Origin of the sequence: Klebsiella sp. GB_Kp047, assembly GCF_040065235.1 — a bacterium.
Classification (GTDB): domain Bacteria; phylum Pseudomonadota; class Gammaproteobacteria; order Enterobacterales; family Enterobacteriaceae; genus Klebsiella; species Klebsiella quasipneumoniae.
This window is the reverse complement of record NZ_JBEAJG010000031.1, coordinates 39796-54575: the sequence shown is the minus strand read 5'-3', so window position 1 is coordinate 54575 and position 14780 is coordinate 39796. Positions and strand designations below refer to the sequence as shown.

Genomic DNA, 14780 nt, shown 5'->3' with positions numbered 1-14780 from the left:
TCTCCCGTTTAGCGATGCGTTTGGCGCAGACGCGCCTGCCAGAAGGATAGGGCGAGGGCCACCACCAGAATCACGCCGACCAGCGCGTCCTTCACCAGATAATTGAGCCCCATCAGGTTCAGACCATTATCAATAATGGCGAGGAACAGCACGCCGCCGAGGGTGCCGGCGATGCTGACCCGGCCCAGACGGTTAAAGGCGGTGCCGATAAACACCGCCGCAATGGCGTCCATCAGGTAAGACTGCCCGGCCAGCGGGGTAAATTGCCGCAGGTTGGCGGAGAGGATCACCCCGCCGACGGCGCAGAGGGCTGAGGCGGCCACCAGCACGCCGAGCATGGTCAGGCGATCGCGGATCCCGGCGATGCGCGCCGCTTCGCTGTTCTGACCGATGGCGCGGATATATTTGCCCCACAGGGTGCGCTCGGTCACCAGCCAGGCCGCCAGCCACAGCGCCAGCACGATCGCTACCGGCGTGGGGATCCCGCCAAGGTTACCCACCGCCAGGTCGTGATACTCGGGAGCCATCCGCCGATAGGCTATCGCGCCGCCGCCATCGGTATAGATACGTTCGGCGCTGCTGGCGATAAACCAGGTGCCGAGGGTGGCGAGGAAGGGGCGGATCCGGCAGATGAGGATCAGAAAGGCATTGAGCAGACCAATCAGCACCCCGCCGAGCAGGGCGCAGCCCACCGCCGCCTGCCACGGCAGATGCCAGGTTTTCAGGGCGACGAGGGCGAAGGCGGCGCCGAAATCGAGCGCGACGCCCACCGACAGGTCAATCGCCCCGGCGCTGACAATCAGGGTCATCGCCATCGCCACAATCAGCAGGATCGCGCTGCCCTGCAGCAGGTTGGCCCAGTTATCCACGGTTAAAAATACTGGATTCGCCCAGCCGAACAGGGCGATGGCCAGCAGGGTGATGATGCCGAATCCGGCCCGCGACAGCCAGGCCAGCGGGCTGCTGGCCGTCTGTTCCGCAGGAGCTGGGGTTTTCAGAGTGATTTGGCTCATGCCTCGCCTCCTTTGTGTCTGACCGCCGAGGCCGCCAGTACCACCAGGATCAGGCCGCCTTTAATGGCGCCCATCCAGAAGATATTGACCCCCAGCAGGCCGAGTCCGTTAGAGAGGGCGTTAACCAGAATCGCCCCCAGCAGCGCGCCCCAGATGGTGACTACCCGACGGCGGGAGAAGGCGGCGCCGATAAAGGTCGCGAGCACGGTTTCCAGCAGCAGCGGCGTGGCCGTTCCGCTGGAGCTGCCGGAGCCCTGGCTGAGCAGCGGCAGAATAGCCAGCCCGGCGGCGATGCCGGCTAACAGCCAGACCTGCAGGGTTAAGCGGCGCACGTTCAGGCCGCTCATTTGCGCCATATCGCGATTGCCGCCCACCGCCTGCACATGCTGACCGAAGCGGGAGTGATGGAGCAGGAACTGGAACAGGATAAATACCCCCAGCAGATAGACCAGCGGCCAGGGCAGGCCGAGGAGGCTGTTATCGCGAAAGGCGACCATCAGCGGATCGCTGACCGCGATGCGCCGCTGGCCGGTCAGCAGGTCCGTCAGGCCGGTAAACGCCACGGAGGTCGAGAGGGTAGCCAGCAGCGGCGGCAGGCCGGCCGCCAGCACCAGGAAGCCGTTGATCGCCCCGCAGAGCAGGCAAACCGCCGCCAGCAGCGCCAGCAGCAGGAGATACGGCGTGTGCCATTCGGCCAGCCCGAGGCTGAGCAGCGCGACGCCGAGCACCGCCGTCGCCGGCAGGGAGAGGTCGATGCCGCCGGAGACCACGTCATCTCCGCCAACGGCGATGACGCAGACCAGGCCGAAACAGAGGATCGCCAGCGGAACGCTCTGGACCAGCATCAGGCTGATATTTTGCCAGCTGAGGAAGTAGGGCGACTGCACGCTCAGCCACACCAGCAGCGCCAGAAACAGGATCAGGGGGAATTTTTCAACAAGCGTCGCCAGGCCCGGACGGCCGCGACGCTGGATAGCGGTATTCATGGTGAAGGCTCCTGTCCGCCGTTGATCGCCACCAGCAGGGCGTCGAGGGTCAGCCCGCGGGTGGGCAGATTCGCCGCCAGCGCACCGCGCCAGAGGACGAGGATCCGGTCGCATAGTCCGAGCAGTTCGGTGGCGTCGCTGGAGGAGACCAGCACCGCCCGCCCTTTATCGGCCAGCTGGCGCGTACGTTGATAAATATCGCGGCGGGCGCCGATATCAACCCCGAGGGTGGGTTCATCGAGAATAAACAGCCGGGCATCGGTGCCGAGCCAGCGGGCGAGGATCGCTTTTTGCTGGTTGCCGCCGCTCATGTAGCGTACCGGCAGCGCCGGGCGACCCGGGCGGATCGCCAGCTGTTCTATCCAGTCGCGCGCTTTCCTCTCGGCGATCCCCCGCCGCTCCCAGCCAAAGGTGGCGGTCTCCGGCAGCGAGGCGAGATTAATATTGTCGGCGGTGGTGAAGGACAGGATCAGCCCCTGATGGCGGCGGTCGCGCGGGACCAGCGCCATTCCGGCGCGGATCGCCTGCTTTGGCGTACGGATTCGTCGCGGCAGGCCGTCGAGATGGATAGTGCCGCGCTCCGCCGGACGCAAGCCGTAGAGTAAGTCCACCAGCACATCGCGCCCGGCGCCGAGCAGGCCGGCGACGCCGACGATCTCCCCCGGGTGAATATCAAAAGAGAGATCCTGCAGCTGCCGTCCGTCGCTCAGCTGGCGCACCGAGAGCAGCGGAGCCTCCCCGTTGTCTGCCGCCGGGCGCTGGCGCGGAGTATACAGCTGGTCGATTTCCCGGCCGACCATCATGGCGATCAGCGCCTCGGTATTCTGCAGCAGGTCGCGGTCGGGATAACCGACCACTTCCCCGTTGCGCAGCACAGTGCCGCGGTCGCAGAGGCTGGCTATCTCATTGAGATAGTGGGAAATATACAGAATGGCAATGCCCTGGTCGCGCAGGCGCAGGATGGCGGAGGTGACCAGACTGGCCTCCTGGGCCTCGAGGGGGGCGGTGGGCTCGTCGAACACCACCAGCCGCGCCGCGCCGTCGATCAGCGCGCGGGCAATCTGCACCAGCTTGCGCTCGGCCAGGCTCAGGTCTCGCACCAGGCGTTCGGGGTCGATCGCCAACTGCCAGTTTTGCTGGAAAAATTGCGCCGTGGCGGCCTTCATCCGTCGGCGATCCAGCGCCCCCCAGCGGGTGCGATACTCCTGGCCCAGAAACACCGATTCCGCGACGGTAAAGTGCGGGATCAGGTTGAGCTCCTGGTGGATAACGCGGATGCCGGCGGCTTCGATGGCTGCCGGGTTGCCGAGGGGCAGCGGGCGACCGTCGAGGGTCGCGCTGCCGCTGTCGGCCTGATAAACGCCGGCGAGGATCTTGATCAGCGTCGATTTACCGGCGCCGTTCTCGCCAATCAGGCCATGAATCTCCCCCGGATTGAGGCGCAGGGTAACCGCATTAAGCGCCATTACGCTGGCAAAACGTTTGCCGATCTGGTCCATGACCAGACCCGCGGCGGGGCGCTCCCCGCCAGGGTGTTGATTTATCACTGCAGTTCGCCGTATCCCAACTGTTTATACACCGCTTTCGCTTCCTGCGGACCTTTCACCGGTATCACCGGGATAAAGGTTTGCACCGGCAGTTTCTGACCGGCAAAGTAGCGGGCCACGTTGTCGGCGGAGGTCTGGCCGATCAGATGCGGCTGCTGCGCGACGTTGGCCACGAAGGGACTGCCGGGCTCCGCCATGATCTCCAGCGTTTCCGGACCGGCGTCGATGGCCGTCACTTTCACGTCCTTATCACGACCAGTCTCTTCCAGCGCCTGGACGATACCGATGGCCGGTTGATCCCAGCAGGCGACATGGATGGCATCCAGTTTGCCTTTCGGATACTGGCTGAGTAATTCGAGGGTTTTCTTCCGCGCGTCTTCCGGCGAGTTGGCGAACTGTTCCGCGAGCTCGGGCTGGATAATATGAATATCCGGGTAATCCTTAAGGACATATTTCCACTGATCGTAACGAATTCCGCAAATACGCAGCGCGCTGGAGAACGCATTAAATACAGCGACGTTGCCTTTACCACCTAATTCGTCCGCCATGTAGCGACCGATGGTGGAGCCCAGAGTGTAGTTATCGGAGGTAGTATTATTGACCGAATATTGTGAAACATGATCCACGGTGAATACCGGGATACCAGCATCACGTAATGCTTTAAATTTGGGTTCGACGGCGCTGTCGCCGAGAATACTAATTACCGCATCCACCTTGCGTGACAGTAAAATATCGTGATTATTGGCATGAACCTGATTATCCCGGCCGCCATCGACGCCAATGACTTTGCCTCCCAGTTTCTCCACTTCCTCTGTCGCGCCTTTAAAAGCTTCGCGATCCCAGAAATGCTGGGTGCCTACAACGGCAACGCCAATGGTTTTTCCCTGTAAGGAGAGGGTATCAGCGGCAGTGACGCTCAACGAGGCAAGGGAAAGCAGTCCCAGCGCGGCAGGCAATAATTTTCTCTTCTGCGACATTGTTATTATGATCCTGTGATGAAGGTGGTTGCGGACCGGTAGCATGACAAGAAGCACCTCGCCACCTCAAATACAAAATAAGTCTAAGTTATGCCGGCAATGTTATATCGCGGAAACGCCAGAGAAAAAGTTTATTTTGTCATGAAGAACCTGAAAATATTTCATGATGGCGGATAGGCCTTTTTATTTTGTGGTTTTATTTTTGGCTTGTTCCGTGTTTATTTAGCAGATAAAGACAATTTTCTGTTTATTATGAGTGTATGGGAAATACGGCATCTAGAGAGAAAAAGAGAAGATTGCGCGGGCTAAAGCTTTTTTTAGCAGCGCAATGTCTGGCCGGGTAAGCAATATTACCGCATTTCCCCGCTTTATTTTAACGAACCTTAGGCTGAGAAGAACGCGGGCGCTATGAAGAAACAGCATAATTATACGGTGATGCACTGGGGAACCTGGCAGGTGGAGAGCCGCGAGGGCGAGATCGTGGCGGTTAAGCCGGTGCCCTGGGATAAAAACCCTTCACGCATCGGTCAGTCGCTCCCCGACGCGGTGACCAGCCAAACGCGCATTCGTCGCCCGGCGGTACGCGCCGGCTATCTGCAGCACGGGCCGGCGTCACGAGAAGGGCGAGGCAAGGAGCCCTTTGTCGAAGTCAGCTGGGAGGTGGCCCTGGACCTGGTGGCTCGCGAGCTGCGCTCGGTCAAGGCGCGCTGCGGCAATGAGGCGATTTACGGCGGCTCCTACGGCTGGGCCAGCGCCGGGCGCTTTCACCATGCGCAGAGCCAGCTGCACCGTTTTCTTAAGGGCTTTGGCGGGTATACCGCCAGCACCAATACCTATAGCAGCGCCGCGGGCGAGCGTATTCTGCCGCATATCCTTGGGCCGCTGAGCCCGCTACATCGTCAGCATACCCATTTTTCCGAGCTGGCGCGGGAGTGTCAGCTGTTTGTCGCGATTGGCGGCCTGCCGCTGCGCAATGCCCAGGTCAACGGCGGCGGCGCCAATGACCATATGTTGCCGTACTGGCTGGATAAGATGCAGGCCAACGGCACGCGGTTTATTAATATCAGTCCGGTGCGCAATGACCTCAGCGCGGTGCCCGACGCCGAGTGGCTGGCCATTCGGCCGGGCACCGATACCGCACTGCTGCTGGCGCTGAGCTATGTGCTGATCGCTGAGTCCCTTTACGACCAGGCGTTTATCGCCAGCCATACCGTCGGGTTTGCCCCTTACCGCGCTTATCTGTTGGGCGAGCATGACGGCATAGCGAAAACACCGGCGTGGGCGGCGGCAATTACCGGCCTTGACGCCCAGCGCATCGCCGAGCTGGCGCGGGAGATGGCCCGCCACCGGACGATGGTGAATATCTCCTGGTCCATCCAGCGCGCCCGTCAGGGGGAGCAGGCCTACTGGGCGACGGTGGCCCTGACCGCGCTGCTGGGACAGATCGGCACGCCGGGCGGCGGCCTCGGGTTTGGCTATGCCTGTACCAACCTGGCGGGGGCGGTGCGAAAAGCGTTTTCCGGCCCGCGCTTGCCCGCCGGCGAAAATGCGGTGGACAGCGTTATCCCGGTGGCGCGGCTGTCCGATATGCTGCTGCACCCGGGAGAAGCCTATGAGTTCGACGGTCAGCTGCTGCATTATCCCGACATCCGTCTGGTCTACTGGGCCGGAGGCAATGCGTTTCACCATCACCAGGATATTAACCGGCTGTGCGAGGCCTGGCGCCGTCCGGAGACGGTGGTGGTGCATGAGCAGTACTGGACCGCGCAGGCCAAATTCTCTGACATCGTTCTGCCGGCTACCACCTCGCTGGAGCGAGAGGATATCGGCAGCGGCGGTCATGACGGATTTATGATTGCCATGAGCGCGCAGATCCCGCCGGTGGGCGAGGCGCGTGATGATTACGCTATTTTCCTCGATCTTGCCGGGCGGCTGGGCTTCGGCGAACTGTTCAGCGAGGGGCGGGACGCCGGGCAGTGGCTGCGCCATCTCTATGAGGAGTCAAGGCCGCGGGCGCAGGAGGAGGGCATTGCGCTGCCCTCGTTCGAGGATTTCTGGCAGCAAGGGGTGCTGGAGTACAGTGCGCCGGAGCGGCCGCAGGTCTTTCTCGCCGATTTTCGCGCCGATCCGCAGCGCTATCCGCTTTCCACGCCCTCCGGTAAGATTGAACTCTTTTCCTCTACCGTCGCCGGGTTTGGCTATCGCGAATGCCCTGGCCATCCCTGGTGGGATGAGGAAGAGGCTGCCCGGCAACGACTGGAGGCGGCGCGCTGGCCGCTTCATCTGCTCTCCAGTCAGCCACGCGCCCGCCTGCACAGCCAGTATGATCACGGCAGCGTCAGTCGGGCGACGAAAATTCAGGGACGCGAACCGCTGTGGATGCATCCGCGGGACGCGCAGGCAAGAGACATCCGCGAAGGCAGCGTGGTGAAGGTGTATAACGACCGCGGGGCGATTCTGGCGGGCGTGCATTTGAGTGAACAGATTTTGCCGGGGGTGGTACAGATGTCCACCGGCGCCTGGTATGACCCTTTGGATCCGAATGAAAAAGGAACCCTCGATAAGCACGGTAATCCCAACGTGTTAACCGAGGATCGCGGCAGTTCGCGCCTGGGGCAGGGCTGTAGCGCCCAGAGTTGTTGGGTGGAAATCGCCCCGTGGCGAGAGGAACTGCCGCCGATCACCGCCTTTGACCCGCCGAAGTTTATTGCGGTTTAAGCGTGGGAGGATCGCCGGCGGCGGGGCGGGTAGCCCGGAGAAGGCGCAGTATGCGCCGCCTCCGGGAAAGCGCGGGCCAGGCAGTTTAAGGCTCCTGACCAGGCGGTAATGGATGACAGGACGACGTTACGCCAGCCGTGGGTAGGCGCTGGCGATATCGTCGCCGGTAAACTGGGCGATCCAGCCTTCCGGGTTATCAAAAATGCGAATGGCGGTGAAGTTCGGTTCTGATCCCATATCAAACCAGTGCGGAGTGTGGGCAGGAACCGAAATCAGATCGTTCTTTTCGCACAGCACCTGGAACACCTCGTCACCAATGTGCAGGCAGAACAGACCGGCGCCCTCGACAAAAAACCTGACCTCGTCTTCGCCATGGGTGTGCTCATTCAGGAATTTTTCCCGCAGCGCCTCTTTCTGCGGGTTATCGGCGCGCAGGCTGATGACGTCCCAGCTCTGATAGCCCTTTTCGGCGACCAGTTTGTCAATCGCATGCTGATAGGCGGCAATCACCGTTTCTGCGCTGGGGTCTGCGCCGAGGTCGCGGTCGGCCTGCCAGCGTTCGAAACGGACGCCTTTGGCGTTAAGCTGCTCCTGAATCGCTTTGGCGTCGGTGCTGTGCCAGACCGGCGTTTGCGGATCGGTCACAGAAAATAGGGTTAATGCGCTCATGCTGGGATCTGCTCCGGATGAATGTCGTCAAAACGCTGAACCTGAGGGTGGTGGCTTGCCGGGTCGCGATCGCCGCGTACCAACTGGACAGTGCGCAACCCCGCGGCTTCGGCGGCGTCGAGTTCCTGATGGATATCCGACAGGAACAGGATGGCCCCGGGGGCGTGGCCCAGGTGTTCAGCAATGTTGCGGTAGGACTGCGCTTCGCGTTTAGCGCCTACCAGGGTATCGAAATAGCCCGTAAACAGATGAGTAATATCACCTTCATCGCTGTAGCCAAATAACAATTTCTGCGCTGCCACGGAGCCAGAAGAATATACATACAAATCAATGCCCTGTGCTTTCCACTTCTCCAGCGCCGGCAGCACGTCCGGGTAGAGATGGCCGGTAAAGTCGCCGTTGAGGTAGCCATCGCGCCAGATGATCCCCTGGAGTGCCTTCAGCGCAGTGGATTTACGGTCTTCGTCCATAAAGGCGAAGAGGGTAGCAATCAGGTCGGCGGTGCTGGCGGCGGGGGAGTCTGTCTCTCGGCGCAAGTTGTCGAGAATCGTTCTCACCGGCTCAGCGTGCTGTTGAGCGGTCACAAAGCCGGCCAGTCGTTCGCGGGCGTAGGGGAACAGCACGTTATGCACGAAGCGGATATCGCTGGTAGTGCCTTCGATGTCGGTCACGATGGCGCGGATCATGGTTTCTCCAGAGTGGGCGTAGCGTGGAATAACATTAGCATTTAGACGTCTAAGCGTCTTGATTGCCAAATATTAACATCGTGTTATAGTGGCTTCAACAACAGCATTACAATCGGTAAAACAAGAATGAGCAATAACCCGTTGATTCCAGAGAGTAAACTTCCGGCGCTCGGTACCACCATTTTTACCCAGATGAGCGCCCTGGCCCAGCAGCATCAGGCCATCAACCTATCTCAGGGCTTTCCCGATTTTGACGGCCCGCGCTATCTTCAGGAGCGTCTGGCGTACCACGTGGCGCAGGGGGCGAACCAGTATGCCCCGATGACCGGCGTGCCGGCGCTGCGCGAGGCGATCGCTGACAAGACGGCGGAGCTGTATGGATATCGACCCGACGTCAACAGCGATATCACGGTCACCGCCGGGGCGACGGAGGCCCTGTACGCGGCGATCACCGCCCTGGTGCGCCGTGGCGACGAGGTGGTCTGTTTCGATCCCAGCTACGACAGCTATGCTCCCGCGGTGGCGCTGGCCGGCGGCGAATTACGCCGTATTGCCCTTCAGCCGCCGCATTTTCGCGTCGACTGGCAGCAGTTTGCCGCGACGCTGAGCGACAAAACCCGGCTGGTGATCCTCAATACCCCGCACAACCCCTCGGCCACGGTCTGGCAACGCGAGGATTTTGCCGCCCTGTGGCAGGCGATAGCCGAACGTGAGATCTATGTTCTCAGCGACGAGGTCTATGAGCATATCAACTTTGCCGAAAACGGCCACGCCAGCGTGCTGGCGCATCCGCAGCTGCGCGAGCGGGCGGTGGCAGTCTCTTCGTTTGGCAAAACGTTTCATATGACCGGCTGGAAGGTTGGCTACTGCGTGGCCCCGGCGGCCATCAGCGCGGAGTTGCGTAAGGTTCATCAGTATCTGACCTTCTCGGTGAATACCCCGGCGCAGCTGGCGATCGCCGATATGCTGCGCGAGGCGCCAGAGCACTATCTCGAGCTGCCGGCGTTTTATCGTGAACGCCGCGATCTGTTTATTGAGGCGCTGCGCCCCAGCCGGCTGAAACTCCTGCCATGTGAGGGCACCTACTTCCTGCTGGCGGACTACAGCGCCCTCTCCGATCTTGACGACGTGAGCTTCTGCCGCTGGCTGACGACAGAGGTTGGGGTGGCGGCGATCCCGCTCTCCGTCTTCTGCGCCGACCCGTTCCCGCACAAGCTGATCCGTTTGTGCTTCGCTAAACAACCGGAGACCCTGCTGGCCGCGGCGGCGCGTTTGTGCCAGCTATAGTTATTTAATGGTCCATGCCTGAGAGAACTGGCGGCCGGCGAACATTTCCGTCAGGCCGCTGATTTGCTTCAGACGCAGTACCTCATCGGCATCCATCCCCAACTCTTTGCCGATCTTTTGCGGTGTCCAGCCGAGCCGGGTCAGCTCGCGCACAATCTCCGACATGGCGTGGATTTGGTGACGTCCCCGCGCCCGGTTGTGGCGTATGGTTGCCGCCATCAGCCCATCGCGGGAGGCGGTTTCATTCGGCAGACAGGTCACCGGCAGATAGCCATGCAGGGCATTTTTCAATGACGCTTTGCTGCAGGCCAGCTCATGGCGGTGAAAACCATCGACAATGGTATACGCCTGCGGACCCTGGCGGATGACCACCACCGGCTGGGTAAAGCCATCGGCTTCCAGCGAGGTCTGCAGCAGACGTTTTTCCGGCGGCGCCACGTTGTTCGGATTGTAGTCATTGGGGGCGACCTGCTCCTGTTTGACCCACAGCACGCAGTCAACCGGCTGGGAGCGGAAGGGACTGCGCTGGTGGAGCACATGGCGAAACGCGTTGATAGCCTCGATGCGCGCTTCATCATCCAGCGTTTGCAGGAAAGCGTCCAGCGCCTGCGTTAGTTGTTGTTGCATAATATCCCCCATTGTTGACGATGTTTTTCCATACGTTTTCGGTAGCGCTGATAGTGGCTGCTTTTGGTCGGACTGAACGAGAGCTGACGGCACCAGTAGTCGTTATTGAGCAGCACTTTGCAGACTCGTCGCCAGGAGGGGATATCCTTTGTGCCAATGTCCCCGGGCTGGGTGTCGGGAATATCTTCCATCCCTTTTTTCTGATACCAGCGCAGGTAGACGGCGATTTTATTGCGATAGTGCTCGGCGGTGGTTTCCGGCATGCTGTCGAGCAGGAAAAGAGCATAGCTTTTCCATGTCAAATGGTCGGGTTTGTCGATTTTTCGGTGACCGTAGAACTGATTGTCATGCCCGGCATAGACGCCGCCGCTGTGCGCGCCGCTGACCCGCTGACACATCGCGGCCCAGCGTTCCGGCTCCAGCACATGGTACAGCCACAGCCCCTGGCGCTGCTCCGGACCGAAGGGTTCGCAGATGCGCATGTAGCGCAGCGGCACTCCGGCCTGATACATCAGATCGTACAGCGGATTATAGGGCTGGCCGCTTCTGGCAAACCAGGTCCAGATATCGGCGGTTTTCCAGTCATAGAGCGGATAGATGTACCAGGCGTGCCCTCCCGGCGCCGAGGTGGTCCACGGTTTATCGTCAGCGAAGCGCTGTTTGCGCTGGGAAGAGATGGTCATAAAGCGATTCAGCGACTCATCAGCCCGAATGCCCACCAGCACGGCGGCGGGCCGCCGCTGGGAAAACCACTCGGCAAAATGGCTGACGAAGGCCTCAAAGCTCATTCCGGGTTGGTAGAAAGGGAAATAATCCGGGTGGGCGATCGCCCCTGGCGGCGGCTGGCGGACCCAGCGGGCTCCGGGCTCCCAGCATTGCCATTGCGGCTTATACTGCGTCAGGGCATTTTGGGTCGTGAGCGGCAGGGCGACCCAGTAAAAGGTGTCGATGACATCCTGATACAGGGCGCGCAGTTTTTCACAGTGGGCGATGGTGCAAGAGAACTGTGCTTCCCAGTCAATAAACAGTACGCTGATTTTCTTGCCCTGTAACCGAGCTGCCTGCGCGGTTAAATGCAGCATAACGGTGGAGTCTTTTCCGCCAGAGAAAGAGACGCAAACGCGTGAAAAATTATCCAGAACCCATTGGATCCGCTGCTCCGTCGCCTGCAGCACCGACTCCGGTAAGGGATATTTGATAAACGACATGACCATTAATCCTTTAATACGAGATATTCCCATTTGGTCAGTATAAACGATGAGGGCCGGGAGTTTAATGGTCGTTTTTTTATTCGGGCAATGTGGGGTAAATAGTGGATATGTTATCCATTGTTATTAATTTTTGGTTGTGATGCTACTCTATCATTCATTAGAATGCTGATTAATTCAGATAAGAAATGATTCTGCGAAGATGAATGATGGTGGTTAATATATATTGTGATATCCGGGAAGAGATTGTCTATATTGATGACGTGAAACTGCATAGTGGGTGAAATAAAATCAAATAAATATGAAGGAACGAAGCCAATTAAGTCGGTTTTACTGATCATATTAAGAATGGTCATAAACGAGTCACTGCGAAAGGCGATATTGTTCGGGTTCAGCCACGGCATGCTGCTCTGCTGAACGCGCTGAATCACGGGATCGTTGGTGATGTAGTGGGTAAAAAACTCCTGCGCCAGCGCTTCAACCGATGTGAGTTCCTCACGCCGCGGATGGTCCATCCGGCACAACGCCAGCGTCTGCACCGTCTTATAGGGCTGACAAATAGTAGCGCGGTTGTTGATGGGCATTCGGGTGAATACCAGATCCGCCTGGCGATACGCCAGCAACTCCTCCGCCGATTCCGTGGTGGTCAGGTTATGGTGCTCAATCTGTAAATTAGCCTGATGACAGAGCTGGTTAATCATAAAATGGCTGTTTACTGAACAGAACAGCGGCGGGCCATATATCACAATACGCTTTCTCAGTTCGGTGCGTTTATTGAGATTGATTGTTTTTTCCAGTTGTTCAAGGTTTTGTTGCAGATGATAATGAAGATTGACGGAGGCGGTGGTGGGCGTCATGCCTTTCCCGACCCGAACAAATAGCGGATCATTTAATTGTTGGCGCAGACGCTGCAATGACTGACTCACCGCCGACGGGGTGATAAATAACGTCGCCGCCGCTTTGCTGATGCTTAAATGTTGATATATACACTCAAAAATAACCAATAGGTTTAAATCGAACTTTTTCAGGTCGTAAAGATTTGCCATTAATGCAGTCCTGTGTATTATCAGTGCGAATTGAAATATTCATAATAAGAATGTTGAATGGCTTAATATGCGTGGTGTGAATTTATTTTTGGCCAGTAATATTAAGCTTTGCTTAATATATCTTATTGTCGATAGCGGCGCCAGCGGTGGTTGTTGTCTGGCGCCACTCCACAATAAGATTATTTCTTTTCACCCATCATAATTTGTAGCTTCTCTTTATCCGGCAGGCCGACCACCTGCTGCAGCATATTGTCCTTATTCATATAATAAATGGCTGGCGTGACGTTGGCCCCCAGATCGTCCATCAGCTGCTGATTGACGTTGAGCATTTTCATTTTCTCGGGCGGGATAGCCTTTGGGATCGTCAGGGCCATTTTGCCGTTCGATTGCTCGTAATCATGCCAGGTTTTCGCCGGATCTTTACTGGCGAGAATCGCTGCGGCAGTGACCGGGCTCTCCGGCTTGATCACGCCCACCAGCAGGGTGCGGATCTGCACTTTACCGGCGTCTACCCAGGGACGGGACTGCTGCCAGAACTGTTTGCAGTAAGGGCAGAAGGGATCGGCAAAGACATACAGCACGATGGGGGCGTCTTTGTTGCCATCCTGCAGCCAGTGGGCGCTGGCCATCTTCTTCCACATCTCTTGTCCCGCCGGCGTGTAGAGCTCTTTTTGAAACAACTGCTCGCTGAGGTTGTTGCCGCTCTCGTCATACATATAGCCGGAAATGGCATGTTTGCCGTCTGGCGTGAGGTAGATGGCGACGCCCATATCCTGGTATTTACCCAGCCAGCCTTTCATTCCCCCCGGCGCGTCAAAGGGTTTGATGATGGTAATGCCTTGTTTTTCAATAGCTTTTACCGGGGCGGGTAGTTCTTCCGCATAGCTGCAAAAAGGCAAAAGGCTGAGCAACAGCAGACGTTTTAACATGAGTATTCCTTGTAAAATCAGCAGGAAAGGAAGAAAGATTGCCAAACCTATTACAGTTATAGGCAGGATCAGCAGAACGACGGATTGCCCTTTCCTGGCGTGGGTGATGTAATCCTGGATGCTGTTACATTAAGGTAATGTAGAGCGCAACACATAGCCAGTCTGACTGGCGCTGAACCTACCTTCGGGTATTTCAGGTAACGGGGCCGCCTGAAAAGGTGGCCTTTTTACTTTTGTCGCGGCAAATGATGCGAAAAACAGCGAACAGCGCTGAACGCGTCGCCAGGTTCACAAAGTTGTCTTGTTCCGGTTGTTAGATAACGCTTATTGATTCGATAATGTAAACGCATTGGTCGGGTCAGGAAAAATTCGTTAACTTAGACCTCAACGAAAACACGGAGGAAGTATAGATGTCCTTAATTAACACCAAAATCAAACCGTTCAAAAATCAGGCATTCAAAAATGGTGAATTCATCGAAGTCACCGAGAAAGACACCGAAGGCCGCTGGAGCGTCTTCTTCTTCTATCCGGCTGACTTCACCTTCGTCTGCCCGACCGAACTGGGCGACGTGGCTGACCATTACGAAGAACTGCAGAAGCTGGGCGTAGACGTTTACTCTGTTTCTACCGATACCCACTTCACCCACAAAGCGTGGCACAGCAGCTCTGAAACCATCGCGAAAATCAAATACGCGATGATTGGCGACCCGACTGGCGCCCTGACCCGTAACTTCGACAACATGCGTGAAGATGAAGGTCTGGCTGACCGCGCCACCTTCGTGGTTGACCCGCAGGGTATCATCCAGGCAATCGAAGTTACCGCTGAAGGTATCGGCCGTGATGCGTCTGACCTGCTGCGTAAAATCAAAGCGGCGCAGTATGTTGCTTCCCACCCAGGCGAAGTGTGCCCGGCGAAATGGAAAGAAGGCGAAGCGACGCTGGCTCCATCCCTGGACCTGGTCGGTAAAATCTAAATTTCCGTCGCCTTTCACGCTATAGCGGCGTTGGCGTTGCCTGCTCACCCCGGTCACTTACAGGTGTAAGCTCCCGGGGATTCTCAGGCTAGCCGCCTTGCTCTGGCGCGAAA

At 58.2% G+C, this 14780-nt stretch carries 13 protein-coding genes; 3 read left to right on the top strand and 10 right to left on the bottom strand.

Features of this window, described 5'->3' with window-relative positions; all coding sequences use genetic code 11:
• Positions 1–8 precede the first annotated feature (8 nt).
• From ABLV76_RS12975 to ABLV76_RS12960, 4 genes are read right to left on the bottom strand one after another with little or no spacing between them, the layout of a single operon-like run.
• The gene (locus ABLV76_RS12975) at positions 9–1013 is read right to left on the bottom strand and encodes an ABC transporter permease (RefSeq protein WP_017899077.1); all 1005 of its coding nucleotides are present in this window, start codon (positions 1011–1013) and stop codon (positions 9–11) included.
• A complete protein-coding gene (locus ABLV76_RS12970) occupies positions 1010–1999 on the bottom strand; it encodes an ABC transporter permease (RefSeq protein ID WP_004885817.1) in 990 nt (329 codons plus the stop codon). The genes ABLV76_RS12975 and ABLV76_RS12970 overlap by 4 nt, the downstream gene beginning before the upstream one ends.
• Positions 1996–3498, bottom strand: a complete 1503-nt coding sequence (locus ABLV76_RS12965) for a sugar ABC transporter ATP-binding protein (RefSeq protein WP_025999138.1) — start codon at positions 3496–3498, stop codon at positions 1996–1998. Before ABLV76_RS12965 ends, ABLV76_RS12970 begins: the two co-directional genes overlap by 4 nt.
• Positions 3499–3542: 44 nt before the next feature.
• The gene (locus tag ABLV76_RS12960) at positions 3543–4523 is read right to left on the bottom strand and encodes a sugar ABC transporter substrate-binding protein (RefSeq protein ID WP_004885820.1); all 981 of its coding nucleotides are present in this window, start codon (positions 4521–4523) and stop codon (positions 3543–3545) included.
• A gap of 408 nt (positions 4524–4931) precedes the next feature.
• On the opposite strand from ABLV76_RS12960, the gene ABLV76_RS12955 reads away from it, so the two are divergent.
• Positions 4932–7241: a molybdopterin-dependent oxidoreductase gene (locus ABLV76_RS12955; RefSeq protein ID WP_065696713.1), complete on the top strand. Its 2310-nt coding sequence runs from the start codon at positions 4932–4934 to the stop codon at positions 7239–7241.
• Positions 7242–7367: 126 nt separating this feature from the next.
• On the opposite strand, the gene ABLV76_RS12950 is transcribed toward ABLV76_RS12955, so the two are convergent.
• Both ABLV76_RS12950 and mtnC read right to left on the bottom strand, forming a co-directional pair.
• Positions 7368–7910, bottom strand: a complete 543-nt coding sequence (locus ABLV76_RS12950; protein WP_004885825.1) for a 1,2-dihydroxy-3-keto-5-methylthiopentene dioxygenase — start codon at positions 7908–7910, stop codon at positions 7368–7370.
• A complete protein-coding gene (mtnC, locus tag ABLV76_RS12945) occupies positions 7907–8596 on the bottom strand; it encodes an acireductone synthase (RefSeq protein WP_004885828.1) in 690 nt (229 codons plus the stop codon). Before mtnC ends, ABLV76_RS12950 begins: the two co-directional genes overlap by 4 nt.
• 141 nt (positions 8597–8737) lie before the next feature.
• Here mtnC and ABLV76_RS12940 point away from each other — a divergent pair, with 141 nt between their 5' ends.
• Complete coding sequence (locus ABLV76_RS12940; RefSeq protein ID WP_074384386.1) at positions 8738–9883, top strand: pyridoxal phosphate-dependent aminotransferase; 1146 nt, start codon at positions 8738–8740, stop codon at positions 9881–9883.
• On the opposite strand, the gene ABLV76_RS12935 is transcribed toward ABLV76_RS12940, so the two are convergent.
• From ABLV76_RS12935 to dsbG, 4 genes are all read right to left on the bottom strand, one after another.
• On the bottom strand, positions 9884–10510 hold the full coding sequence (locus ABLV76_RS12935) for a ParB/RepB/Spo0J family partition protein (protein ID WP_004885834.1): 627 nt from the start codon (positions 10508–10510) through the stop codon (positions 9884–9886). It lies immediately after the preceding gene.
• Positions 10495–11718 (bottom strand): DUF3440 domain-containing protein, encoded by a 1224-nt coding sequence (locus ABLV76_RS12930; protein ID WP_004885837.1) that lies wholly within the window; start codon positions 11716–11718, stop codon positions 10495–10497. The genes ABLV76_RS12935 and ABLV76_RS12930 overlap by 16 nt, the downstream gene beginning before the upstream one ends.
• Before the next feature lie 113 nt (positions 11719–11831).
• Positions 11832–12764: a LysR family transcriptional regulator gene (locus ABLV76_RS12925; protein ID WP_065696715.1), complete on the bottom strand. Its 933-nt coding sequence runs from the start codon at positions 12762–12764 to the stop codon at positions 11832–11834.
• 179 nt (positions 12765–12943) lie between these two features.
• A complete protein-coding gene (gene dsbG, locus ABLV76_RS12920; protein ID WP_065696716.1) occupies positions 12944–13693 on the bottom strand; it encodes a thiol:disulfide interchange protein DsbG in 750 nt (249 codons plus the stop codon).
• Between the two features lie 410 nt (positions 13694–14103).
• Between dsbG and ahpC the strand changes: the two genes are divergently transcribed.
• Positions 14104–14667, top strand: coding sequence for an alkyl hydroperoxide reductase subunit C (ahpC, locus tag ABLV76_RS12915; protein ID WP_002894394.1), 564 nt, complete (start codon positions 14104–14106; stop codon positions 14665–14667).
• The last annotated feature ends 113 nt before the right edge of the window (positions 14668–14780 follow it).